This window comes from Actinomadura sp. WMMA1423, assembly GCF_006547145.1.
GTDB lineage: Bacteria > Actinomycetota > Actinomycetes > Streptosporangiales > Streptosporangiaceae > Spirillospora.
Genome location: NZ_CP041244.1, coordinates 4,832,273 through 4,856,946 on the forward strand (window position 1 = coordinate 4,832,273; position 24,674 = coordinate 4,856,946).

The following is a 24,674-nucleotide window of genomic DNA, read 5'->3' on the forward strand; positions in this document are numbered from 1 at the left end:
CAGGTCGTTCACCACCGATGTGTAGGTGTCGAACAATCGCGCTCCGATCATTGCCAGGGCACTGATCGGCCGTCCACGGGTGGCGGCGCACACCCTGCGATGGCATCGGCCGGTCGAGCGGCAGGCAGTGGCACGCAGGTCGGCAACGTCAGAGCGAAGAGGCACACGACGACGGTGCGCGCGACGTCCAGCGAGACCACCCGGGCCAGCTCCCCTGCAGGAGGCCGAAGGAGCCGCGTCCCTCTTCGAGGGCCTGCTCGTCGTCACCGGCAAGAGGCGTGCGTTAGGCGTTGCTCGACATGGCGGCGAAGAGACCCGGGTTCGGAGGCGAAGGCCTCATCGACTGGATCTTGATCGGGTCCTGACCGAAATGGAATCCTGGTGAAGCTCCCGCTAGCCGCTGACTTGGCCGCGCCGACGGATGGGCACTGAACGGGAGAACAAGGAGCATGGGGACGCTGTCTGAGCCCGCGCCGCTGCTGGATCGGCAGCGGGAGCGAGCCGAGCTGGACGGCCTGCTGGGGGATGTGCGCTCCGGACGCGGGCGGGCCCTGGTGCTGCGCGGAGAGGCGGGCGTGGGCAAGTCGGCCCTGCTGCGGCATACGGCGGAGTCGGCGGCGGACATGCGGGTGGTGCGCGCCGTCGGGGCGGAATCGGAGATGGAGCTGGCGTTCGCCAGCCTGCACCTCCTGGTCGCGCCGCTGCTGGACAGGATCGACAAGCTCCCCGGCCCGCAGCGCGACGCGCTCGCGGTCGCGTTCGGGCTGCGCCAGGGGACGGCGCCCGACCGGTTCATGGTCGGGCTGGCGGTGCTGACCCTCCTGGCGGAGGCGGCGGAGGAACGCGCACTGCTCTGCGTGATCGATGACGCGCAGTGGCTGGACCAGGCGTCGGCCCAGGTGCTGGCGTTCGTCGCCAGGCGGCTGCTGGCCGAGCCGGTGGGGCTGATCTTCGCGGCGCGCGAGCCGGGCAGGCAGTTCCACGGGCTGGGGAACCTGGAAGTGCGCGGCCTGCCCAGGCAGGAGGCGCAGACCCTGTTGCGCTCGGTGGTCCACTTCCCGCTGGACGAACGGATCAGGGACCGGATACTGGCGGAGACGAACGGCAACCCCCTGGCCCTGCTGGAACTGCCGCGCGGGCTGAGCCCGGCGCAGCTGGCGGGCGGGCTCGGACTGGTGGAGGCCCAGGCGGTCCCCGCGCGGGTCGAAGAGGGCTTCCGCCGGCGGCTGGCGGCGCTGCCGGCCGAGACCCGGTCGCTCATGCTGGTCGCGGCGGCCGAGCCGACCGGCGACCCGGCGCTGATCTGGCGCGCGGCCGGGCACCTCGGGGTACCCGCTTCGGCGGTGGAGCCCGCGCAGGCCGACGGGCTGCTGGAGATCGGGACGTGGGCGCGGTTCCGGCATCCGCTGGTGCGGTCGGCGGTGTACTCGGCCGCGTCGTTGGCGGAGCGGCGGGCGGCGCACGGGGCGCTGGCCACGGCGACCGATCCCGCGTCCGACCCCGATCGGCGGGCCTGGCATCGCGCGCACGCGGCGCTGGAGGCCGACGAGTCGGTGGCCGGTGAGCTGGAGCGGCTGGCCGACCGGGCTCAGGCGCGCGGCGGCATCGCGGCGGCGGCGGCGTTTCTGAGGCGCGCGACCGAGCTGACACCGGATCCGGCCAGGCGCGGAGCGAGGGCGCTGGCCGCGGCGCAGGCCGCCTTCGAGGCCGGCGCCCCGGATGTGGCGCTGGAGCTGCTCGGCTCCGCGGAGATGAGCCCGCTGACCGAACTCCAGAGCGGACGGGCGGCCTGGCTGCGCGCCCAGATCGTCTTCGCGCGCAAGCGCGGCGGTGAAGCCCTGCGGCCGCTGCTGGAGGCGGCCGGTCGGCTGGCTCGCGTCGACGAGGGGCAGGCACGCGAGGCCTACGTCGACGGCATCGGATCAGCGGTCTTCGCCGGCAGGCTCGGCGAACCCGACCTCCTGCGGACCGTGGCCGAGACCGCCCGCACCGCACCTGCGGGACCACCGCCCGCACGGCCGGTCGACGCACTTCTGGACGGGCTGGTGGCGCGGTTCGCCGAGGGCTACGCCGCGGCGGCGCCGCAGTTGAAGCGCGTCCTGCTGACGTTTCGGCAGGAGACCCGAAAGAACCCGGAAGACAACATGCGCCGGCTGGGGCTGGCCTATCTGGTCGCCGCGGACATGTGGGACGACCAGGCCCTGCATGACCTGGCCGAGCACGCGATCCAGGCGGCCCGCGAGATCGGCGCGCTCCACTTCCTTCCCCAGGCCCTCACCTACCGCGCCACCGTGCACATCTACGCCGGTCGGTTCGACGCGGCCGCCACGCTGGTCGAGGAATCCGACGCGATCTTGAAGGTGACCGGTCACGCCCACTTCGGCTTCGCCTCCAACCTGCTCATGAGCTGGCGTGGCGGGACCGAGGCACCGGCGAGGTTCGACGCCGCCGTCGAGCGGACGATCACCTGGGGTGAGGGGCGAGCGATCAGCGGGGGCCACTTCGGGAGCGCGCTGGTCTACAACGCCCTCGGCCGGTACGAGGACGCTCTGTCCCGCGCGCGAAGGGCGTGCGAGCACGACGATCTGGGGCTCACCGGGTTCGCCCTCGTGGAACTGGTCGAGGCGGCCGCCTACGGCAACGCCCCCGAAACGGCCGCCGCGGCGTTGGGACGGCTGGAGGCGCGCACCACCGCCGCCGGTACCGACTGGGCCCTCGGCGTCCTCGCCCGGTCGAAGGCGCTGCTCTCCGACGGCGAGGCCGCCGACCTGCTGTACCGCGAGGCCATCGAGCGCCTCCAGCGCAGCCGGGCGGCCGCGTACCTCGCCCGCACCCACCTCGTGTTCGGCGAGTGGCTGCGTCGCGAGAACCGGCGCCTCGAAGCGCGCGAGCATCTGCGTACCGCCCACGAGATGCTGCAGGGCTTCGGCGCCCAGGCCTTCGCCGACCGCGCCCGCCGCGAACTCCTGGCAACCGGCGAGACCGTCCGCAAGCGCACCGCGGAGACGCCCGACGGCCTCACTCCTCAGGAAGGGCAGATCGCCCGACTGGCACGCAAGGGCCTGTCGAACCCGGAGATCGGCGCCCAGCTGTTCCTCAGCCCGCGCACCGTCGAGTACCACCTGAGCAAGGTGTTCACCAAGCTCGCCATCACCTCTCGCCGCCAACTCGCGCAGGCCCTGCCCGACCAGGGCAACGACGGTACGTAAGCCGCCCTGCCCGCCCCTCCCGGCAATCCCTCCGCAAGACGGAGTCTCCGGCGAGCCGCTCGGGCGGCGCATTGCCGATCGGTGCCGACCGCCGACGGTCTTCTGAGAACGACCGCCAGAAGAGCGGTCCGCAAAGCAAATTCGGAGGACCCACGTGTCTACCAAACGTCGCAGGGCCATCGCGCTGCTCCTTCCGCTGCTGGTACTGCTGGCACTACTGGCAATCGGTCACGGTTTCGGACAGACCGACGGCCGGCAGCCGACCTACGCCGACGCCTGCGCGGACGCAGCGAAGATGCTGGCGAAACTGCCCGGCACCGATGCCCTGATGCAGGACCTGGAATCCCAGAAGAAGTCGGAAGACGTCTACGCCGTCATCTGGGTCGACGTCCATCGCCTCCAGGCACCCAGTTGCCCGGGGTATCTGGAAGCCGATCCCCAGTCCATGGCGATCGAGAAGACCATGCTGACCATCGCGCTCGGCAAGGTCGGGCCGGCAGTCCTCAGCACGAAGATCTACCGGCCGGTCGCTTCCGAACTCGCGGCCGTGGTCCATCTCTCCGGCTCCAAGGAGACCGCGCTGGAGAGTTTCCAGCGGCTGATGGAAACGGTCGACGGGGATCTGACCAAGACCGGCGACAGCGGCAGGGGTCTGCTGGACGACACCTCGGTATCCGGCTACCTGTTCGTCGGAGCCGAGGGGAACGGTCACTGGCCCGACCGCGAGTCGCGGCTCGGTCCTGGCCGATGAACTCCTCCCGGCGTCACTGACGGCACCGGGACGCCAGTCGAGGGCGGGGTGGATCACAACGATCCGCCCCGCCCTTCCGTGTCGTGCGAGCCCCTCCTCATCCGCGACGGGCTTGGGAGACGACGTTCTCCGGGTCGTCTCACGGGCCCGCAGGTTTGTGCAGGACGGCGGCACCGAGGGCTGGCGACGGCCTCAACCGGTCGGGGCCACGGGTACCAAGCAGCGCGGGTGATCGGGCGAGGGGCGGAGGGCACAGCCTGCCCCAGAGCGCAGGGCCTCCTACGGCCCTGCGCTCTCAAGCGGCGCGGTTGCCCTTTCCGGCGGCGGGTTACCGTGCGCGCACCACCGGGCTGGTGGTCGGGTAGAGGAAGTCGTTTCCGTCAAAGCGTGCCCGGAAGTACCCTCCGCGCGCGGGGAACGGGTCGCTCTCCGATTCCGGGAGACCCCGGTCACGGGTGCCGAAGAGCCCGTTGTTCATGGTGACCAGTTGCCCGAGTCGCTGCCAGTGGGTTCTGCCGCTGCGCGACCACTCGATGGTGATGGGCAGATTCTCCATGTGGTAGAAGAGCACTTCACCGTTGGGGCCCAACGGGCTCTCGATGGACCCGATGACGCCCGCTCGGTGGGGTTCGTTGAACGCGACATTGAAGTTCGCGAACTGCGGCGTCCCCGGCGCGACGACCACCGGCACGTTGCCCTCCGCGTTTCCGCAGTTGACCGGGGAGAAGTAGAGGTCGTCCGACGGGATATCGGGTGCCACATAGAGGGGGTGGTAGCCCGGTTCCGCAGTGATCGGGACCGTGGCGCTGAATGCTCCGGCGGCGTTCAGCGGTGCGGTTCCCAGAACCTGGAAGTTCTTGTCATCCCGGACCACGATGTTCCGCCCGGTCAGGGGGACGGGACCCGCGCCGGTGTCGTAGGTGACTCTGCCGGTGACTGTGATGGGCGTCGTCTTGGTGACCCGCGTGGGGGTGACCTCGCAGGACAGGGCCCGGGCCGCGGTCTGCCGGACTTCGAGCCACAGTTGCGGCGCTCTCGCCGAGGCCACCTGATCGGTCTCCTTGATCACCGCCTCCACGATCGTGTACCGGTCGTCCGGAGTGATGGCCAGGCTGAAATGTCCGTCGCCGTCCGTGGTCAGCGTCCGCGACTGGCCGGCTCCGACATCGGGGGTGACCTCGACCTGCTGTCCGGTGAGCGGCCCGGTACTCCCGTCGGGCATGGTCGCGGTCACCGTGCCGGTCACGACGGCCGTCCGATGGTCGACGTCGAGTGGGTTCCTGTCTGCCGAGAGCGTGATGGTCGGCTGGATCTTGTCAGTGGCGTCGGCGGCGCGGACCGTGGCGAGGTTCACGATCAATGCGATCGCGAGGACGAGCACGCCAGGGCCGAGCACAGAGGTTCGTCGCAAATCAGCACCTGCCCAGAGTCGATGAGGAACCGTCGCGTGTTCGATCACGCAGAGGTAAGACGCCCCAAGCAACGCCCGATTTGTCTGAATGGCCGGATGCGGACCGCTTCAAGGAACGCGCCGCGCTACTCCGTCCCAGGCATCAAGTTCGGCGTGCTCACCGGTTGGGCCGCGATGTCCTCCGAGCTCCGGGGACGAGGAACGCTGCTCAATGCGCCGCTCCGATTTCCACCTCGGATGCTCGGATCAGGAGTGCTCTGCCCTTGGTATCCCACAGCTGCACAATGTCGTCGACGTGAACACCGGTCTCCCACCGTGGCCCATTCCGCGCGACCACCTCCCGCCCCGGTCGGCTGTGGACATGAAGTTGCGCCACAGGTCGGCCGAGAACCGCACGGGCGTGCCCGAGATGGACACGCTTTCGGGGACGGCCCGCAGTGCGGCCGGCGTCGAGTCGTCCACCAGCTGGATGGTTGGCGCCTCATGCACGCGAAGCCACTGCGCCAACTCGTCCTGGACTCCGTCCGGCGCGGCATCATCGGTCGCCACTCCGGGATCGTAACCATCGGCGAGCAGCCACCGATAAGGCTTTCCAGTCGAGTCAACTTGGAAATAGCCCCGACCCTGCGGGGACCGCTGACCTGGCGTAGTGCCGTACCGCGAGTAACCGTGAATGCCTCTGGATCACCTCGCCCATTAGCCCGCTGACGGCCCAGGGCAACGAGCACGGCGATCGGGACGGCGGTCGGCCTGGCCTCCTAGGCCGGTTGGCCGCTCCCGGAGAGCATGGTCGGGGTGATGTCCGCCAACCGTCGCGCGGCGGCGGGGTCGAAGGGCGCGCCGCCAACGTCGATCTTGGTGTGCTGCATGTAGGCGCTCAACGGTTCTGGGTCGGGGTTGTCGAGATGGCGTCGCAGCATGGCCACGGCCGCGTCGACCGGCTGGCCGCGGTCGTGCATTCCGGCGACCAATGCGGCGTCGGCCTCGTCGTAGTCACCGGTGAATCCGGTCGCGGTCAGGCCGGGATGCGCCAGGACGTAACGGATCTGGGTACCGGGACGTGCAGCGATGAAACCGACGCCGGCGAGGTCGCTGAGTTTGCCGCATTGCGCCATGACCCGGTCCGGCCGGTAGTCGCGGGTGAACTGGAGGTCGTCCCAGTTCATCGCCGACAGGTCACCGCCCGGTCCGGCCAGGTTGAGGATCACCGGCTGCTCCCCCGCCTCCAGCCGGTCGGCCAGGCCGTGGCTGAACAGATACCGGCTGAGGTAGAAGAGCGCGAAGTTGTGCTCGATGCCCTCGGCGGTCTCGTGGCGGGCCGAGCGGTAGTAGCGCGCGGCCAGCACCAGGGCGTCCACGACCGGATGCCGCCGCGCGATCTCCGCGACGACGCGCCGGTTCTCGGCCACCAGGCTCAGATCGGCCTGAATGTACGCGACGCGCTCGCCCGAGCCGATGGTCTGGGCCTCCTCAAGGAACCGGCGGCCCTTCTCCGGGTTTCTGCCGACGACGATCACCCGCTCGCCGCGGTCCAGGTAGTGGAGGCCCAGTCCCCTGCCGATGCCGTCAGTGCCCCCCGTGATCACGATGGTCTTCAATGACGTCTCCTCAAGTAGACTCATGAGTCTAATTCAATAGCCTTTGAAGTATAGCCTTGTCCATGGGGCTCACTAGTCCATAGAGTCTGGTTCAGTGAACGGCCCGGTATGCTGAGAACATGAGCCCACAGCTGGACAGGGGCCGCATCGACAAGCGGAAGGACATCCTGGACGCCGCGTTCAGCGTGTTCGCGCGCGAGGGCTACTCGCTGGCCCGTGTCGACCAGATCGCCGCGGAGGCGGGCGTCGCCAAGGCCACCGTCTACAACCACTTCGGCGACAAGGAGACCTTGTTCCGCGAGACCATCGCCGCGCTGTCCGAGCGGGCGCTGGCCCGCAACCTGGCCGCGGTGGCGCTGCTGGCCAAGGCGGGTGACGACCTGCCGGCCGCGCTGACCAAAGTCGGGATCCATCTCGTCGACTGCTACTGCGACCCGCAGTCCTGGGCGCTAAGGCGCCTGCTCTACGCCGAGACTCCGCAGTTTCCCGATCTGCTGGAACTGACGCAGGTCGGCGTCGCCGAGCCGGTCGCCCAAGCGCTCGCCGACCGGCTCGCCCGCCCGGCCCTGGAAGGCCACATCACCATCTCCGACCCGGCGTTGGCCGCCGAACACCTCACGGCGCTGCTGACCGGGCCGCTGGAGGCCCGGTCGCGCTTCGGCACCCGCCGCATCCCCCGCCCCGAACGCAAGGCCATCGCCGAATCCGCGGTGGCCACATTCCTCAGCGCCTTCACACCCCGGCCTTGATCCGCAATACGACAGCTCACCGGGCCCGTTGCGCCCGCCCTAAAGTCTGCTGCTTCGCACGACAGCGTCTTTGACGATGCGGCGAGAGACAAAGGGACAGCCGGGTCGCCCATGCCAGCAGGTTTGCTTCTTGCCTGCCCGTGGGGGCGCGTGGACCTCTCCGTAGAGAGATGGGTCTCAGACTGTTTCGGCAGGGATCTCTTCGTACTCCTTGCGAAGGGTGTCCAGAATCGGATGTGCGTCGGGAAACTCCACGTCATCAATAGACGTGATCGCGCGTACGCCGATGGCCGTGTTGGTGGCGAACGCTGCTTCCATTCGGGGCAGGTCCGAGAGGTTGACGGGGCCCAGGGACGTCGCGTCGTGGACCTGGTGCAGTAGGCGCATGGTCACGCCTCTCAGCACTTCGGCGTCAGGCCAGATGACCTGCTCTCCGTCGAAGAACCCGATGTTCCATGTGGCTCCTTCGGAGACGTACCGGTTCAGATCGGTGAAGACGCAGTCGTCGAATCCGTCGAGTTGGGCATTGCGGCGATGCCACAGGGTCCCGAACAGACCGAGGTGCTTCTGCTCAGGCTGCTCACGCACGTAGGGGACGGACCGGACCCGGATCGGCGCCATCGGCCACGCTCCGGACGGCCGGGTCGCGACGAGGACCTTTGGCTTGGCTCGGGCGCCGGGGTGGCCGAGTTCGAGGTCGGGATCATAGATCGTCACGCGGACGACGAACGCGCCGTCCCGTCCGGCGGTGGCCTTTCTGACGTACTCCCGGACCAGCCGACGGTCCAGCTCATGACCGAAGAGAACACGGCAGTCTCGGACAAGTCGCTCTAGGTGATGCGAGAAGCCCCTGATGCGCCGGCCTTCCATGCGCATCGAGGTGAAGTGCCCGTAGTTCACCAGAGCCAGCGCCTGGAGCTCATTCGGAGCGACAGGTACGCCGTTGAGTTCAGCCACAGTGCCCAGTGTGTCAGCAGCCCTGGACTACGCTCGGCCACTCTTGTCCCTCACGTCGTCACCGCCCCCTACCCGGCCGGTGGGGGCCTCGCCAGCAGAACTCGATGGACGGATGGGCGCTCCTCCACGCAGATCACCAGGTCCACGTGACGCGAGCGGGAGATCGCTTCCTCGTTCGCCGATCACCCGAGCGGCAACTCACGGGTGGACAGAAGCGGAGCACACACAAACAGGCACGCAACGGGCACGGTGCCGGGAAACGAAAGAGGCCCAGCGTCAGCGAAAAGGCACTGGCCTGGGCCTTCGGTGTGAGAGCGGGTGACGGGAATCGAACCCGCGCTGTCAGCTTGGGAACGTTAAACCACGCCCGAATTGTCCATTAGGAAAATCGGCCATCTCTCGTTAAAGTGCAGGTCAGCAGCCCGATCGGACTGCCATACAGTCCGTCCAATTATCACCCGATCATCTGTGATCCAGTGATGGAAAAATGATAGATGATCAAGGTGGCGAGAGGTGGCCAGGCATGGGGTTCGTCCGCACCTACAACAACAAGAAGTCGACCCGCTACCAGGCCCTATACATGGACCACAGGGGCAAACAGCGCTCAGCCGGGACGTTCTCCACATATAAGGAGGCCGAACGAGCCTGGCAGGCCGCAGAAGTCAAGGTCAGGGAAGGCATCCCATGGGACCACGCTCGTAGAAGACAAAGGTTCCGGAACTACGTCGAAGATACCTGGCTCCCCAATCACCGCATGGAACCGAGCACGAGACAGGATTACATATCGGCCATCTACAAACACATCATGCCCTACTTCGGCGATATGCGGATGAACGAGATCTTCCCTGAGCACATCCAACAGTGGATCACCCATCTCAAAGCAAAGGGCGTTACACCACGCAGGATCCAGTACTGCAAAGTGTCAGTCCTCAATGCGATATTCACCACCGCACTGCGCGACCACGTGGTCGTCATTCACCCGAGCCGCGGGATCGAAACGGACCCGGTACCGGAGAAGATACGGAAGATCATTACCGTCGAGCAGTTCGACGCGATCTACCAACGCCTGCCCGACTCCGACGCGCAACTCCTCATCGAAACGGACATCGAAAGCGGGCTTCGCTGGGGAGAACTCACCGAACTGCGCGTCAAGGACCTCGACTTCACCACCGGCATCCTCACCATCAGCCGCGCAGTCATCGAACTCACCCGTAAGAACCATCCAGAGGGCAAGCGCTTCCTGGTCAAGGAGTACCCCAAGAACCGAAAGCACCGACGCTTCAAGCTCAGCGCCCAGATCGTCGCCAAGCTCAAGGCCCACGTAGAAGCACACGGCCTGAAGCTCGACGACCTCTTCTTCTCGCGCCGCGACGTACCAGCGAAACCGCATCTCGAAGCCGCCGCCCCCGGGAGCTTGGAGTTCGAGGCTCCGAACGGACGTACCTACACGCACGGCACGATCACCGCCTACAGCCTGGGCAAGTGCAAGTGCGATCACTGCCGGGCCGCCTACGCCACCTACCGAGCCAAGCGTCGCGCCGGAGGCAAGGACGGCCCGCGTCGCCCGCGTGCCGTCGACACCGACCCTCACATCCCGGCCAACTGGTTCCGCAAGTACTGCTGGTATCCAGCTCGAGACGCAGCCGGACTCGACTGGTCGCCCCGCATCCATGACCTACGCCACGCTCATGCCTCATGGCTCCTCGCCGGCGGCGCCGACCTCCAGGTCGTCAAGGAACGCCTGGGTCACCTCAAGCTCGCGACAACAGAGAAGTACCTCCACAGCCTGCCCAACGCCGACGAAACCGCTCTGACAGCGCTGAACAAGATACGGAGCACCGCCCGCTCTCAGGCTGAGCCACCCGCCACGGACGCTCAGTTGGATACCGCCAACCAGGAGATCGCTCGCCTCCGAGCCGTGATCGCCGACCTAACCATCGCCCAACACAGCGGCAACAAGAACCATCTACGCCCGGCCTAACCGGACACTTGAACGTCTCGTCCGTCCGGGGCGCCCAATCCAGGGCCCACAATCAGGGGCCACGACGACCGATAACGCTGGGTGTCCCGACTCTCCTGTTGCGATCCTCATCCGCCGGTGAAGGCGGGCGCCACCCCGGCTTGGACGCCAGCACCACGTGTCCCATGTGTGGGTTGCGATCCTCGCCCGCCGGTGAGAGCGGGCGCCACGTGCCAGAACCGCATGTTCAGCAGGTGCTCACGGAGCGTGTTGCGATCCTCGCCCGCCGATGACGGCGGCCGCCACTCGCGGTGCGGGCCTGCTCGAGCTTCGCGGTGTAGGCGTTGCGATCCTCGCCCGCCACTGAGGGCGGGCGCCACTACTGGGCTGCCGGTCAACGCCTCACCGGGGGCGCGGCTGGTTGCGATCCTCGCCCGCCAGTGAGGGCGGGCGCCACCGCGGCCCCGGTGATCGTCCGCGTTACGAAGCACTGGTTGCGATCCTCGCTCGCCGGTGAGGGCGGGCGCCACTGTCCGACATACGCGCAGCGAGGCTGCGCCAGAGGTTGCGATCCTCGCCCGCCGGTGAGGGAGGGCGCCACGACCGGACGGACGTCACGGGCCACCTTGCCGCGATTGAGTTGCGATCCTCGCCCGTCGGTGAGGGCGGGCGCCACTAAACAAGGTCCAAGGGACCACTGGACAGCATGTCCAGTTGCGATCCTCGCCCGCCGGTGAAGGCGGGCGCCACCACCGTAGGCCGTTGCGCTCCGCTCGCCAGGCGGGATGTGTTGCGATCCTCGCCCGCCGATGAGGGCGGGCGCCACCTGTACGCGCCCCTCGCCGATGAACTCCGGATGTTGGAGTTGCGATCCTCGCCCACCGATGAGGGCGGGCGCCACCGGCCGAGGCCGCTGCCGCCGATTGGCTACAGGACCGTTGCGATCCTCGCCCGCCGATGAGGGCGGGCGCCACTCACAAGCAGGCCCTTAACCGCATGCGCGATATTCAAGATGTTGCGATCCTCGCCCGCCGATGAGGGCGGGCGCCACGCCGGGAGCACCAGCACCAGGACTCGACGAGCAGCCGGTTGCGATCCTCGCCCGCCGATGAGGGCGGGCGCCACTGCGGAGCGCGCGGAGCACGGTTCTTGCGGGCCATGGTGTTGCGATCCTCGCCCGCCGATGAGGGCGGGCGCCACCTCCGAGGGCCAGGAGGTGGACGTCACGTGACCGAAAGCGTTGCGATCCTCGCCCGCCGATGAGGGCGGGCGCCACGTATGCGGGGCCGGTCGCAGTGCAGCGCACCTACCTGTTGCGATCCTCGCCCGCCGATGAGGGCGGGCGCCACCTCGCCCTGTCTCTCGGGCACAACGCTGGCCTTTGGTTGCGATCCTCGCCCGCCGATGAGGGCGGGCGCCACGGGTCCATTCCCGCCAGCGGCGCGATGGACCCGACACGGTTGCGATCCTCGCCCGCCGATGAGGGCGGGCGCCACCTCGCCCTGTCTCTCGGGCACAACGCTGGCCTTTGGTTGCGATCCTCGCCCGCCGATGAGGGCGGGCGCCACGGGTCCATTCCCGCCAGCGGCGCGATGGACCCGACACGGTTGCGATCCTCGCCCGCCGATGAGGGCGGGCGCCACGGGTCCATTCCCGCCAGCGGCGCGATGGACCCGACACGGTTGCGATCCTCGCCCGCCGATGAGGGCGGGCGCCACGGCGGACTACTCCCACACGCTGAACAGCACGCAGGCGTTGCGATCCTCGCCCGCCGATGAGGGCGGGCGCCACCCGGGCGGCCCCACCCCTGCGGGGGCCGTCTCACGGTTGCGATCCTCGCCCGCCGATGAGGGCGGGCGCCACATAGTTGTTCTCTTCGTGAGACTGGACACCCACGCGGTTGCGATCCTCGCCCGCCGATGAGGGCGGGTGCCACGAGCTGGCAGGCCACGGCCTCGTCGAACCCGCAGATGCGGTTGCGATCCTCGCCCGCCGATGAGGGCGGGCGCCACCCATGCAAGGTAGCCGCGCTGATCCCTGTTGTCCCCAGAGTTGCGATCCTCGCCCGCCGATGAGGGCGGGCGCCACCCGCCACGTCGGCCTGCAGCTCGGAGAGGCCGGAGTGGTTGCGATCCTCGCCCGCCGATGAGGGCGAGCGCCACACGTGGGCCTGTGGCTGGGCATCGCGGCGACCATTGGCGCGTTGCGATCCTCGCCCGCCGATGAGGGCGGGCGCCACTGGCCTCCGCGGGCGGGAGACCGTCCGGCGGAATCCGGAGGTTGCGATCCTCGCCCGCCGATGAGGGCGGGCGCCACGCCGGGTCATCCAGCAGCGCGTGCATGTGCTGCGCGAGGTTGCGATCCTCGCCCGCCGATGAGGGCGGGCGCCACCGCCTGATACCAGCCGTACTGCATCAGGCTCGAGCAGTCGTTGCGATCCTCGCCCGCCGATGAGGGCGGGCGCCACGCGGGCGACGTGGCGCTGCTGTGGTGGCTGATGCAGTTGCGATCCTCGCCCGCCGATGAGGGCGGGCGCCACCGGCGAGGGCGCGCAGTGCCTTGGTGGTCTCGACGTTGCGATCCTCGCCCGCCGATGAGGGCGGGCGCCACTCTTCTTCTTGGAGTTCTTCGACTCCTTGCGAATGAGTTGCGATCCTCGCCCGCCGATGAGGGCGGGCGCCACCATGGCATCGAGCTGGCCGTCTACGGCAGTGCGGAAAGTTGCGATCCTCGCCCGCCGATGAGGGCGGGCGCCACGCCTGGAACACCTGGAGGCTGGGCCCGAACGACGCGTCGTTGCGATCCTCGCCCGCCGATGAGGGCGGGCGCCACCGCCGTAGGATGCCGCGTCTGTATATGCACTGGACAGGGGTTGCGATCCTCGCCCGCCGATGAGGGCGGGCGCCACCCTGTCCCGGCGCGTGCGAGAACGGCTACAACACGTTGCGATCCTCGCCCGCCGATGAGGGCGGGCGCCACAGGGTCATTCTTGTCCCCTTTCAAAGTCTGTGATTGTTCCGTTGCGATCCTCGCCCGCCGATGAGGGCGGGCGCCACCAGCGCGGGCGAGGACACGTGCCGGCGAGTCGCCGGTTGCGATCCTCGCCCGCCGATGAGGGCGGGCGCCACCCACGGCCCGCTAGAGGACGTCTCAGCGCGGTCCCCGGGGTTGCGATCCTCGCCCGCCGATGAGGGCGGGCGCCACTGCCGGACCTGCCGCACGTGCTCGGGAAGCTCGACGGTTGCGATCCTCGCCCGCCGATGAGGGCGGGCGCCACCGGGATCTCCAGGTCCTCCTGTGGCTCTCCGGTGATGAAGTTGCGATCCTCGCCCGCCGATGAGGGCGGGCGCCACCGGAGACGGCATCACCTTGGCGGCCAGCCCGTCCCAGTTGCGATCCTCGCCCGCCGATGAGGGCGGGCGCCACCATGTGAATGCTCCTTCCCGGGCGGGGGTCCGCCCGAGAGTTGCGATCCTCGCCCGCCGATGAGGGCGGGCGCCACCCGGGCTGGTCGCCGGGCTCGTCCTGGCCTACAAGTTGCGATCCTCGCCCGCCGATGAGGGCGGGCGCCACTGCCGGACCTGCCGCACGTGCTCGGGAAGCTCGACGGTTGCGATCCTCGCCCGCCGATGAGGGCGGGCGCCACCGGGATCTCCAGGTCCTCCTGTGGCTCTCCGGTGATGAAGTTGCGATCCTCGCCCGCCGATGAGGGCGGGCGCCACCGGAGACGGCATCACCTTGGCGGCCAGCCCGTCCCAGTTGCGATCCTCGCCCGCCGATGAGGGCGGGCGCCACCATGTGAATGCTCCTTCCCGGGCGGGGGTCCGCCCGAGAGTTGCGATCCTCGCCCGCCGATGAGGGCGGGCGCCACCCGGGCTGGTCGCCGGGCTCGTCCTGGCCTACAAGTTGCGATCCTCGCCCGCCGATGAGGGCGGGCGCCACCAACCTGTTCTCGCGGGCCGCGCGGATCTGGCAGGAGTTGCGATCCTCGCCCGCCGATGAGGGCGGGCGCCACGCTGGATGAACTGCTATTACTACGCTCTGCAGTCAAAGTTCTACAAATTTGATTCGGGCAAGCGGACAGGAAACCTGGCATATCTACTTCGGAACATCCCCAGTCAGGGATGAGCGCTTGGGGTTCCGAACTACAGGATTAGGGCGTCGTCGTGAGGCAACGGCTTCGCCGTACCGAAGACGCGGACGCTTCGGAAGGAACCTTTGGGCACCTTGTAGATGCGGATGCTGTCCTCGTCGTGGTCGATGATCCGCTGCACCTTGTCGATCAGCAGGAGCAGCTCGGGTTCGGTGCAGACGATCTCGAAGACGGACTTCTGCACTCGCATGCCGTAGCCCTCGCAGAGCTTCGCAACGCGACGCAGGCGGTTCTTGCCTTCCGGGGTGATGGTGCTGACGTCGTAGGTGAGGAGAAGTTCCACTACGCCATCCAGGGCATGTAGGCGGGCAGTTCCTCACGTAGATGACGTGCGAGGATGCGGGCTTGGACGGAGGGGACCAAGGCGGCGGGCACCCGACGCCCGAGTAGACGGTGGGGCCACTCGCGCTTCTTCGCCTCCTGCCATTCGGTGAGGACGAGCTTGCGGCCGTCTTCGGTGAGCTGGACTGAGCCGCCTGGCAGGTCTTCGAAGTGTCCGCGTCGTAGCTGTCGCCGGTTGAGCAGGGTGAGGGCGAGCCGGTCGGCGAGCGGGGCCCGAAGTTCTTCCATGAGGTCGAGGGCCAAGGCGGGCTTGCCGGGGCGCAGACCGTGCAGGAAACCGATGTAAGGGTCGAGTCCTACTTGTTCGGCGGCGCCGTGAACCATGGAGCGGGTGAGCCCGTAGAGGAAAGACATCAGGGCGTTCACCGGGTCGGTGGCCGGCCGTTTGATCCGTCCCGTGAAGGCGCCGACGTCCAGATCGGGGCGGAGCATAAGGCCGAGCGCGCGGAAGTATAGGCGGGCGGCATTCCCTTCGATGCCCCGGAGCACGTCGAGATCTTCGGCCAGTGGGATGGCTGGCAGAGGTTGCGCGATCCCGTCGGCGAGGGCGCGGAGTTCGTCCTGGTGTTGGCGGGCGTCGCGAGCGCCGCGCAGGACGAGCTGGCGGCTGTTCTGGATCTTCCCGGCGACGAAGGCCTGAGCGATCGCGAGCCGCGCCGCCGGATCCGCATGGCTGAGATGCTGGGCATGCCGCAGCAGGACGTTGCCGTGGACGGGGCCGTCGAGGCGGCTGAGGAAGCGACCGCCGGCCGACATCCAGATCACGGGTCGTCCATCGGAAGCGCAGCGGACGAGAAGGGGCGAGCTGAACTCGATGTGGCCGAAGGCCACGATCTCCTGCAGGCGGCGCAGCGGCAAGGTGCGCCGTTTGCCGTTTTCAGGTGTGGTGATCCGGACGCTGTCGCCTTCGAGGTAGAGGGCGGCTCCCTGTGTCTGGACGTAGAGGGTGTTGAGCAGTTCAGTCATCCCAGTCGCTCTCGGATAAGGGCGTGAAGCGCTCGCTGAGGGCGCGCTGGTAGCGCCTCTGATCGGCGAGCAGGCGCGGCATGCACAAGGCGTTCATGGAGCAGCCGCGGCACCGCTTGTCGGCAGCGGCCGCCGGCAGCGTGGTCTGGTGCAGCACTGCGCGAACGGCGGTCGCTACGTCGATGACGCGGGCACGTGCCTCGGCGTCGATGGGCACCGGATGGCGGCGTCGGTCGGCCGCTGAATAGATGTAGCCGGTGGAGATCGTGGTCTTGAAACGCTCTTCCAGGCACATGGCTTGGGCGACGAGTTGAACGTCTGCGGGGCCGCCGGGATGGTAGGCGCCGGACTTGTGTTCGACCGGGATGACGGTGTCGTCGGCGAGGATCTCCACCACGTCGCAGACGCCGTTCAATCCGAGTTGCTGGTGCCAGACCGGGAGCGCACGCAGGGTGCGGATTCCCGGTCTGGTCTCCTCGTCGGGTTCATGAACTCGCTGGTGAAGCAGCGTGCCGCGCACGGTGTTGGCATCATCCTCGTATCCCTCTTCGAGGAGGATGAGTCCTGCTTGGCGAGGGCAGTAGGCGTAGTGCTCCAACGCCGATAGCGGCACGGGGAGTAGCTCGGTTTTCATCCGATGAGTTGAGTGAGGGTCACCTTGTCGGGCACGGCTCCCTCGTCGAGCTTCACGGTGTAGTCCTTGAAGGAGCGGGCTGGGCCGTCCACTTGCCGCAGGACGCTGATGAGGTCGAACAGGACGTGCGCTGGTGCGGCGCCGAACTGGTCGTGGTGGCTGAAGACGTACAGGGACCGGAGCGCCATTTCGCCGCGGGTGGAGGCACGGTCGTGCTCGAACATCAACTCCATCGACCGCCAGAGCATGCCAAGGTCGTCGGCGCTGACGCCGGTGCGGCGGGCGAGTGGGGCGCTGAAGTGGCCGTAGCCGAGGTAGAGGCCGTAAGGGACGGCGTGCTTGCCGCCCATTTCTGTCTCCTTGGTGTCCTCTTCCTTGGTGCGGGTCACGCGCGTAATGCCGTGCTCCTGGGGGATGACCGGGTCGATCGAGCGGGAGAAGGTGAACTGCACCGGCCCTTGGACGCGTCCGGCGTGCTGGCTGCCCGTGGTCATGACGGCGCCGAACATCCGGACGTCGTAGAACGTCTTGCACATCCAGTCGCGCGCCTGCGCCTGGATCGAAGCGTCCTTGTTCTTCTCCTTGGTCTTGGCGATGCCCAGTGAGGTGTAGGCGCGTTCGTGCTGCGAGTTCAGCGACACGCCCGCCTCGACGTAGATGTCGTAGCCTTCCTGCCCTTCGCCGAGCATCGCCACCATGTTGCGGATCTTCCGCTTGATGGCGACGTCGGTGACGAGGCCCTGCATCGTCTCCGGGTCCGTCCGCGGCATTCCGCCGGCGTCCGGGTCGCCGTTGGGGTTACCGTCCTTGACGTCGAAGAGGAACGCGAAGTCGTGCTTGCGAGTCGGGTCGAGGTGGGCTTCGCCCGTCATGATGACTCCTTCGTCAGGTGGGATCAGTCTGCGGTGTGGTCGCCGTTGTTCTTGGCTTCCTTGGCCGCCCGGGCCGCAGCCATATCGGCTGCGCGCTGGTGGTCGTAGCCGAGGATGAAGCGGGTCTGGCCTCGTGCGTCCAGGTGGCCGGGCAGGCCCTTGTCCGCATCGATCAGCTGGCTGAGGGCCGCGAGCCGGGCGTCCAGCGCGTAGCCGGCACCTCTGGACTCGTTCTTGCCGATGAGCTTTTTGATGTGGCCGTTCGCGTTCGTGCGCAGCATGCGCATCGTGGCTTCAGGCTGGGTCATTGCCAGGCCGAAGTACCGATCGCGGATGGTGGCGTTAAGGTCGGGCAGGGCCCGACGCTGAACCGCCTCCAGGACGGCGAACATCCGGCCCCACACATACGCGGGGTTCTCGTTCTTCTCGTCAAGGCCTGGCATGACGTGCTCCTCGTAGGGAGGCCGGGTCAGCGCGAGCCGGAGCATGGCGACCCGGGGCAGGTCGAGATGGTGGTCATTTCGGATGCGGTGAAGCATCCGGGGAATCAGATGCGGCGGCGCCGGGGTACCCCGCAGGGCCGCGCGCAGTAGGTCGCGTTCGAGCCCGTGGATGGTGCTGCCCGCCACGTACTGCTTCTTGCTGCGGTCCCAGCGGCCGCTGGCCCGCACCATCGTCCGGAGTGGCACGCAGTGGTAGCCGTCGGCCCACCGATCGGTAGAACGGTGGTCGCGGAACCACGCTGCCAGGTGGTTCTTGATGTCGTGAACGGGGACGTCGATCCAGTCGCGGACCACGATGCGACTCTGGTTCGCCGACAGGGTGAGGGCGTAGAACGCGTTGGTGTCCACGGACGTACCCGTACGGCCGCGGTACGGCTCGTCCAGGAGGGCTTTGACATCCGCCGGCTCCGGGCGTTCGATCACCATCAGGTCGAAGTCACCTGGTTCTCGGAGCCACCATGTCAGGACGTTGTCCTCTCCACGGCGCCGGTGGTGCTCGTCGGCGAGCAGGTGATTGAGGGCGCCCATCGCTTTGGCGCCGCAGGCCTCACAGATCGGGGTGTTGGCCAGTTGCAGCGTCCCGCCGCGCCCCTGCGCACTGGTGTTCACGGAGATCAGTGCGGCGTCGCGTCCGCGTTTTGGTCGCCCGTTGGATTCGACGCCGACCGGAATGAGGGAGCTCTTCACCATCTCCGGGACGGTCTTCAGCAGCGGGCCTACCTCGCCGCACGCAAGGCAGATGCCCTCACCACCCGAGCTTTTGCGCTCGCGCGCGACCTGTGCCCAGAAGGCAACTGCCGAAGGCAGCATGTGGCCCCACGACTCGCCGAGCATCACCCCGACAAGCTCTGACGAGGCCGCGTCGTCTGGAAGGCCGTTGGCGAGGTCGAGGTGTCGTTCTTGCTCGAAGAAGCGACAGACGGTTTGAGCGGCAGGATCCTCCGTGTTGTCTCGCCACGATTTGAGTAGAGCTAGGAAGGCGTCATTCCGGCGATCGGCTCCGTTACGAGCCTTGTCCGAGTCGTCTTTAGCGATGCCGAGGACGTACTCCAGGGTGTCCACCAGGAGCATCGCCGCGATCCCACTGGTGCGGGTCAGGTAGGGACTCGGCTGCTGGACCGGGTCCACCAGATCGATGAGGCTCCCGTCTCCATTGGCATCGATGCGAATGACCCACCGAACCGGCCGGCTGCGGTAGTACCGAGGAACACCCTCACCGGCGCCGGACCGCTGGTCAGCCTGTTCGACGAGCTTGCGGATCAACATGGTCAGGTCCTCGACCGGGCCGAGCCCGCACCCGGAAGTGCGAGGCCTTCGGGCGGCACTTCCATCACGCCTTCATCCAGCCTGGCCAGAAACCAGTGATAGGTCTCCTTGCCACCTTCGTAGTGGATGCTGTGCAGCATCGGTCCCAGCTCTCGCGTTTCTTGGATCGGCTGGGCAGACGTGGCCTTGCCAAAGCGAGCCGAGAACTCGCGAGTGCCCAGGAAAGGTTGCGAGAAACAGGCGCCTTTGTCGACCCTACGGCGGAACTGCTCCCTGTACTTGACCTCGCCCTCGGTGGCCTGTGGACGCAAGAGCACCTGAGCGTGAATCCGATATCCAACGTCACGCAGAGCAACAGTATTGCGCTGGTCGCGGTCGGTTTCGACGTCGTACCGCACCGTCGTGTCGGCCATCATCCGCCGGATCCAGTCGTCGGAGGCCATCGACTTGACCTCGTTCCGGCGGATGGAGAACCAGCGGATGGGCTTCAGTACCTCGATCTTGATCAGCCGGTACTCGAATTCGGGCCGCCAGAAGATCGCCTCGAGGACACCGCGCGCCGCTGAGGGAGTCATGACCTCGTAGCTGAATCGCTCGGCCTTCAACTCCGGACGAGTGAAGCACGCGAGTTCTCCACTCACTTCAACGACCAGTGGTGGGTTGGGGTAGTAGGGATGCGAGCTCACCATACGAAGTCCTCTCCACTCGGATCGGCGAATTCGATACCACGAAACGCGTGGTATTCGCCGTGCCACTCCACAAGATCGCCAAGTAGCGGCGCGGCCAGGCCGGCGCCCACCGCTTCGCGCGCCAGGCGCCGCGGCAGCGTGGCCAGATACGGTTGGATCTTCCGGAAGACCCAGGGTTCGGCGCTGCCAGGCGTGGCCAGCAACTTCCGTAGTTGCTCACGTTCAGCATCATCCCCGTAGGGGACGAGGACCGGGACCGTGGATTCGTCGATCAACTTGAACCGTGCGGCGACCGCAGGGAAGTCGAACGCAGCTCGATCTTTCTGTATCTCGATCCCAGGGCCGTCGCCTTCGATGTTCTTCACGGCATATCGAGTCCGGTAGTAGGCTCTCAACGCGTCGAGATCGTCCGGCGACGCCAGTCCGGGACCAAAGAATGCACGCGTCGCGTCGAGAGCAGCGCCATACACCCTGCGAGCGCCAGCCACGCTGCCGTCTGCCGGGTCGAAGACAACGACCGTGCCACGTTCAAGCCGCCCATTACGGTTGCAGCGCCCGGCGGCTTGCTGCATTGCTTCGGCCGCCGCGTAAGCGCGAAAGACCACGGGAAAGTCTAGGTCCACGCCTGCTTCAACGAGCTGCGTGCTGACGACCGCGACCCGCAACCCCTCAGCCAGCCTGGCCCGAATGTCCTCCAGGGCATCACGGCGATGCCCGCCCGCCATCCGCGTCGAAAGATGCAGGACGGGAGCATCCGCGATCTCTTCCAAACACTGGTGAAGCGCTGCTGCATCCTTGGTGGTGTTGACGACCGCCAATACGGACGGCTCGTCCCGTATCCGCTCTGCGACATCTTTGAGCGTCGGCTTCGGGTCGCACCACCACCTGTAACGGACCCGTTCCAGACTGCGGTAGAGCGGCTTCGGTTTCGAGATTACTTGTCGGGCATGGAGATCTTTGAAAACGTCCATGGAGAAGAACTCTGGCTGAGTCGCCGAGGCCAGCAGCACGCTCGTGCCGAACCGCTCTGTCAGGTCTCTCAAGGCCGACAAGATCGGGGGGAGCATGGGATCCGGCAGTGACTGGACCTCATCCAGGACGATGACCGCGCCGGCCAGCCGATGAACCTTCCGCATTGCAGAGGGCTTCCTGCTGAACAGGGACTCGAACAAGCGGACGGTCGTAGTGACGACGACCGGGGCGTCCCAGTTCTCCGCTGCCAGCCTCTGCCATCGCAGGGCAGGCGGCACGTCAGCCAGGTTCACACCGCTGTGATGCTCCAAGACGTTGGCGTCGCCGAACAACTTCCGGTAGACGGCGGCGTTCTGCTCGGTGATCGACGTGTACGGCACCGCAACGATCACACGCCGCAGCCCATGCCGGGCCGCATGCTCTACAGCGAACCCGCCCGCGGCTATGGTCTTCCCGGCCCCGGTGGGCGCCGGGAAGGGAAAGATCCCAACGGGCTCTTCAGCCGCCCGCACCGCCTCCTCGTACACCTGCTCACGAATCACATCGACTGGTGAGGGCCTTCGATGGGTCAGTAGCTCAGTCCTGGCACGCTCAAAAGCTCCCGCCATCGAGGCCAACGAGGGCACCGGTGGCCGCGGTGCACCTGAAAAATGGGACTCAGTATCTAGAAAATCAGCGTCGACAAGTGCGCTAAAGACCATGCGCAGCAACAGCTCGGCCAGATGCCTATCGTCGGCCGATTTTCCCCAGCTAGGAACTGAATCAGCACGATCGTCAAGGATCTCAGGGAGAAGCTCAGCTACTCGCCGAACAGCTTCTTGGACTCGCTCGGCTGCCTCTGCATCGGCGCTGGTGAGCACCTCCTTCAGAAATCGGCGTTCCGGGAGCCCACCATGATGCCCCAACACTGCCAGTGCATAGGGCCCTAGTTGCGCCTTCCGCACCGCCAGCCAGGCGCCCGCCATCTTGTGATCAACGCTTTCCCCTCCGGCATCGACAACACGCCCGCCGCCCGCCTCCGCACGCAGCAAGCCGTCCTGCCAAAGACAGGCTCCCTTACCGACGTCATGCAGCAGCCCCAAACCGCCAGCCAACTCGCCAGCTCCGAACACGGAGGCGAACTCAGCAGCCAAATAGGCTGTGCCCTTCAAATGATCTACAAGCCCATGACGTCTCCCAGAAGGGTTGACGCTATGCGCCCACAACTCCCCCGTCACCTTGCGCCCCGCTCTCCGTCACCCCGTGACAGGAAAGCACCGTACGACAGAGGGCTTCGCATCGTGCGCATTCCACACAACTCGCAGGACCAGCGTCCCAATGCGGCCACTTCTCCCGAACTGCGAGACCTTACTCACGAGTTGTGTTCCGGAGCCAGTTTGCTACCTGTCACCGCCAGAACTTCGCGACGCCTGCCCGCCGGTGAAGGCGAGCGGCACTACAGTCCAGGCTGTGGCAGGCCCCGCGTACATGGTCGTTGCAATCCTCGCCCGCCGGTGAGCGCGGGCGCCACCTGGATACCCGCAACGCCGGCCGGTCCGGTTCCCCATAGTTGCGATCCTCGTCCGCTGGTGAGGGCGGGCGCCACTCCGGCAGCTCGCGTGCACGGCCCTGACCCTGACCGTTGCGATCCTCGTCCGCCGGTGAGGGGCGGGCGCCACCCACTGCCCATGGAGTTCCACGCCGGCGGGACTCTGGTGTTGCGATCCTCGTCCGCCGGTGAGGGCGGGCGCCACGTCGGCGAACCTGACGAAGTTCGAGCGCACCGTTAAGGGATTGCGATCTTCGCCCGCCAGTGAGGGCGGGCGCCACGAGTACATCTTCGCCGAGCGGAAGAACACGCTCTTGGAGTTGCGATCCTCGCCCGCCGGTGAGGGCGGGCGCCACCGGGGCCGGTGGCCCATGGCGCTGAATGTCGATGGTTGCGATCCTCGCCCGCCGGTGAGGGCGGGCGCCACAGCGTGGCGTTCGCGGCCATGGCGAGGTTCACGTTCCGGTTGCGATCCTCGCCCGCCGGTGAGGGCGGGCGCCACAGCGGTTGTTTGGGTCCGCGTATCCGGACCCTTGCGGGTTGCGATCCTCGCCCGCCGGTGAGGGCGGGCGCCACATGGGTGACGATCATCGGGGTGAGTCGGCGTGTCCGGGTGTTGCGATCCTCGCCCGCCGGTGAGGGCGGGCGCCACCACCCGAACTGGACGTCGGCCACCGGGTTCGCGTCGGCGTTGCGATCCTCGCCCGCCGGTGAGGGCGGGCGCCACTCCGGGGGCTGATGGATGCCGTGCTGGCGCCCATCGAGTTGCGATCCTCGCCCGCCGGTGAGGGCGGGCGCCACGTCATGTCCGTGACCGGCCTCGCCGGGTCGATCTACTGGTTGCGATCCTCGCCCGCCGGTGAGGGCGGGCGCCACGTCATGTCCGTGACCGGCCTCGCCGGGTCGATCTACTGGTTGCGATCCTCGCCCGCCGGTGAGGGCGGGCGCCACCGGGGAATGTGTCCACGAAGTGTCCACACGGCGATGTTGCGATCCTCGCCCGCCGGTGAGGGCGGGCGCCACCACGAACGCCACATGCGTCTTCGGGATCGACCGAAGGTTGCGATCCTCGCCCGCCGGTGAGGGCGGGCGCCACGGAAGGAGCCCCATGGGCGCCCCGATCTACGACGTGTTGCGATCCTCGCCCGCCGGTGAGGGCGGGCGCCACCGCCGACCAGGCGGGCGGCCGGGCGAACCAGGACTACCCGTTGCGATCCTCGCCCGCCGGTGAGGGCGGGCGCCACCGAGGTTGTTCGCGGTGTGGCCGGTGACGGCGAGGCAGTTGCGATCCTCGCCCGCCGGTGAGGGCGGGCGCCACCCCCGTGGTGTACCGGGTCCCGCCCGTCCGCGCGTTGTAGTTGCGATCCTCGCCCGCCGGTGAGGGCGGGCGCCACGGCACCTGAAGTGCCATCATGACCAACTGTAATCAAATACACACTAAGGTAGTGTGCACAAAACGGCAGGAAATAGCTCAAAAGTACTTCGGAACCCCCCGGTGATCTCTTGCTCGCTTCGGGTTCCGAAGAAACAGCAGGACTGTGCCAGATTCAACGCCGCCGGCGCGTCCAGACGGCCTTGGCTCAGGCTGGTGAGGGCGAGTTCAGCAAGTGCTCCCTCGCCCCTCACCCTAAAGGTCCTAGGTGGTCACCGCAGGCGCCTCGTCTGGGCTCAGCAATGCGCAGAGAGCAGAAGCGGGGACTCGGTAGCAGGTGCCGATGCGGATGACTTTGCAGGGGAACTTGCCGTGCTTGGCGAGGTAGTAGGCGTAGGAGCGGGAGAGGCCGAGGGCCCGGGCGGCGGTGGTTATGTCGACGACGGTGGGCAGGTCGGCCAGGTCGCTGTACTTCATGGGCTGCATGGATGACTCTCCGTGGTTTCGGTCCTGGCGGGCGTATAGGCGGGGTGCTGGTTCAGGCGAAGCACCAGCCGGTGTCGCAGGTGCCGTCGTCCTGGTTGAAGGCGAGGATGTCTGCGTCGGGTGTGACGTCGGCGGGGGGTGGGTTGTAGCGGGTGGTGGGTTATAGCGGGTGAGGCAGACGGGGCGCTCGAAGTGCAAACCGGAGTAGGCGTTCCCGCCGCACGTCCAACTCGCTCTGTGTGAGCGTTGCCAGCCT

The 24,674-nt window shown here is 67.4% G+C and carries 15 protein-coding genes and 2 CRISPR repeat arrays; of the genes, 4 read left to right on the plus strand and 11 right to left on the minus strand.

The window, feature by feature from the left end; translation table 11 throughout:
- Nucleotides 1-449: 449 nt before the first annotated feature.
- Together FKD65_RS22375 and FKD65_RS22380 are read left to right on the plus strand one after the other, a co-directional pair.
- Nucleotides 450-3,209: an AAA family ATPase gene (locus FKD65_RS22375; RefSeq protein WP_141579340.1), complete on the plus strand. Its 2,760-nt coding sequence runs from the start codon at nt 450-452 to the stop codon at nt 3,207-3,209.
- Nucleotides 3,210-3,363: 154 nt separating this feature from the next.
- Entirely contained in the window at nt 3,364-3,960 is a 597-nt protein-coding gene (locus FKD65_RS22380) for a hypothetical protein (RefSeq protein ID WP_141579341.1), read from the plus strand.
- A gap of 328 nt (nt 3,961-4,288) precedes the next feature.
- On the opposite strand, the gene FKD65_RS22385 is transcribed toward FKD65_RS22380, so the two are convergent.
- Both FKD65_RS22385 and FKD65_RS22390 read right to left on the minus strand, forming a co-directional pair.
- Complete coding sequence (locus FKD65_RS22385; protein WP_141579342.1) at nt 4,289-5,419, minus strand: carboxypeptidase-like regulatory domain-containing protein; 1,131 nt, start codon at nt 5,417-5,419, stop codon at nt 4,289-4,291.
- 710 nt (nt 5,420-6,129) lie between these two features.
- Nucleotides 6,130-6,993 (minus strand): SDR family NAD(P)-dependent oxidoreductase, encoded by an 864-nt coding sequence (locus FKD65_RS22390; RefSeq protein WP_141579343.1) that lies wholly within the window; start codon nt 6,991-6,993, stop codon nt 6,130-6,132.
- Between the two features lie 95 nt (nt 6,994-7,088).
- Here FKD65_RS22390 and FKD65_RS22395 point away from each other — a divergent pair, with 95 nt between their 5' ends.
- The gene (locus tag FKD65_RS22395; RefSeq protein WP_141579344.1) at nt 7,089-7,718 is read left to right on the plus strand and encodes a TetR/AcrR family transcriptional regulator; all 630 of its coding nucleotides are present in this window, start codon (nt 7,089-7,091) and stop codon (nt 7,716-7,718) included.
- Between the two features lie 177 nt (nt 7,719-7,895).
- On the opposite strand, the gene FKD65_RS22400 is transcribed toward FKD65_RS22395, so the two are convergent.
- Complete coding sequence (locus FKD65_RS22400) at nt 7,896-8,675, minus strand: aminotransferase class IV family protein (protein ID WP_141579345.1); 780 nt, start codon at nt 8,673-8,675, stop codon at nt 7,896-7,898.
- 523 nt (nt 8,676-9,198) lie between these two features.
- Here FKD65_RS22400 and FKD65_RS22405 point away from each other — a divergent pair.
- Nucleotides 9,199-10,656, plus strand: coding sequence for a site-specific integrase (locus tag FKD65_RS22405; RefSeq protein ID WP_141579346.1), 1,458 nt, complete (start codon nt 9,199-9,201; stop codon nt 10,654-10,656).
- A 97-nt stretch (nt 10,657-10,753) separates the two neighbouring features.
- Nucleotides 10,754-14,650: a CRISPR direct-repeat array (repeat unit 37 nt; unit sequence GTTGCGATCCTCGCCCGCCGATGAGGGCGGGCGCCAC).
- A gap of 130 nt (nt 14,651-14,780) precedes the next feature.
- Here FKD65_RS22405 and cas2 read toward each other — a convergent pair.
- The 8 genes from cas2 to FKD65_RS22445 form a co-directional block, all read right to left on the minus strand.
- On the minus strand, nt 14,781-15,071 hold the full coding sequence (cas2, locus tag FKD65_RS22410; RefSeq protein WP_141579347.1) for a CRISPR-associated endonuclease Cas2: 291 nt from the start codon (nt 15,069-15,071) through the stop codon (nt 14,781-14,783).
- Nucleotides 15,071-16,096, minus strand: a complete 1,026-nt coding sequence (gene cas1c, locus FKD65_RS22415; RefSeq protein WP_141579348.1) for a type I-C CRISPR-associated endonuclease Cas1c — start codon at nt 16,094-16,096, stop codon at nt 15,071-15,073. The genes cas2 and cas1c overlap by 1 nt, the downstream gene beginning before the upstream one ends.
- The gene (gene cas4 / locus FKD65_RS22420) at nt 16,089-16,730 is read right to left on the minus strand and encodes a CRISPR-associated protein Cas4 (RefSeq protein WP_141579349.1); all 642 of its coding nucleotides are present in this window, start codon (nt 16,728-16,730) and stop codon (nt 16,089-16,091) included. The genes cas1c and cas4 overlap by 8 nt, the downstream gene beginning before the upstream one ends.
- Complete coding sequence (gene cas7c, locus FKD65_RS22425) at nt 16,727-17,602, minus strand: type I-C CRISPR-associated protein Cas7/Csd2 (protein WP_205718219.1); 876 nt, start codon at nt 17,600-17,602, stop codon at nt 16,727-16,729. Before cas7c ends, cas4 begins: the two co-directional genes overlap by 4 nt.
- Before the next feature lie 23 nt (nt 17,603-17,625).
- Nucleotides 17,626-19,371, minus strand: a complete 1,746-nt coding sequence (gene cas8c, locus FKD65_RS22430; protein ID WP_141579351.1) for a type I-C CRISPR-associated protein Cas8c/Csd1 — start codon at nt 19,369-19,371, stop codon at nt 17,626-17,628.
- Between the two features lie 2 nt (nt 19,372-19,373).
- Nucleotides 19,374-20,060, minus strand: a complete 687-nt coding sequence (gene cas5c, locus FKD65_RS22435; protein WP_141579352.1) for a type I-C CRISPR-associated protein Cas5c — start codon at nt 20,058-20,060, stop codon at nt 19,374-19,376.
- Complete coding sequence (cas3, locus tag FKD65_RS22440) at nt 20,054-22,249, minus strand: CRISPR-associated helicase Cas3' (RefSeq protein ID WP_205718220.1); 2,196 nt, start codon at nt 22,247-22,249, stop codon at nt 20,054-20,056. Before cas3 ends, cas5c begins: the two co-directional genes overlap by 7 nt.
- A 182-nt stretch (nt 22,250-22,431) precedes the next feature.
- Nucleotides 22,432-23,954: a CRISPR direct-repeat array (repeat unit 37 nt; unit sequence GTTGCGATCCTCGCCCGCCGGTGAGGGCGGGCGCCAC).
- A gap of 242 nt (nt 23,955-24,196) precedes the next feature.
- Nucleotides 24,197-24,418 (minus strand): AlpA family transcriptional regulator, encoded by a 222-nt coding sequence (locus FKD65_RS22445; protein ID WP_141579353.1) that lies wholly within the window; start codon nt 24,416-24,418, stop codon nt 24,197-24,199.
- Nucleotides 24,419-24,674: the final 256 nt, after the last annotated feature.

Coding starts and splice junctions, on each gene's coding strand:
- FKD65_RS22375 (WP_141579340.1), top strand. CDS start 450: ATGGGGACGCTGTCTGAGCCCGCGCCGCTGCTGGATCGGCAGCGGGAG.
- FKD65_RS22390 (WP_141579343.1), bottom strand. CDS start 6,993: ATGAGTCTACTTGAGGAGACGTCATTGAAGACCATCGTGATCACGGGG.
- FKD65_RS22395 (WP_141579344.1), top strand. CDS start 7,089: ATGAGCCCACAGCTGGACAGGGGCCGCATCGACAAGCGGAAGGACATC.
- FKD65_RS22405 (WP_141579346.1), top strand. CDS start 9,199: ATGGGGTTCGTCCGCACCTACAACAACAAGAAGTCGACCCGCTACCAG.
- cas1c (WP_141579348.1), bottom strand. CDS start 16,096: ATGACTGAACTGCTCAACACCCTCTACGTCCAGACACAGGGAGCCGCC.
- cas4 (WP_141579349.1), bottom strand. CDS start 16,730: ATGAAAACCGAGCTACTCCCCGTGCCGCTATCGGCGTTGGAGCACTAC.
- cas7c (WP_205718219.1), bottom strand. CDS start 17,602: ATGACGGGCGAAGCCCACCTCGACCCGACTCGCAAGCACGACTTCGCG.
- cas8c (WP_141579351.1), bottom strand. CDS start 19,371: ATGTTGATCCGCAAGCTCGTCGAACAGGCTGACCAGCGGTCCGGCGCC.
- cas5c (WP_141579352.1), bottom strand. CDS start 20,060: ATGGTGAGCTCGCATCCCTACTACCCCAACCCACCACTGGTCGTTGAA.
- FKD65_RS22445 (WP_141579353.1), bottom strand. CDS start 24,418: ATGCAGCCCATGAAGTACAGCGACCTGGCCGACCTGCCCACCGTCGTC.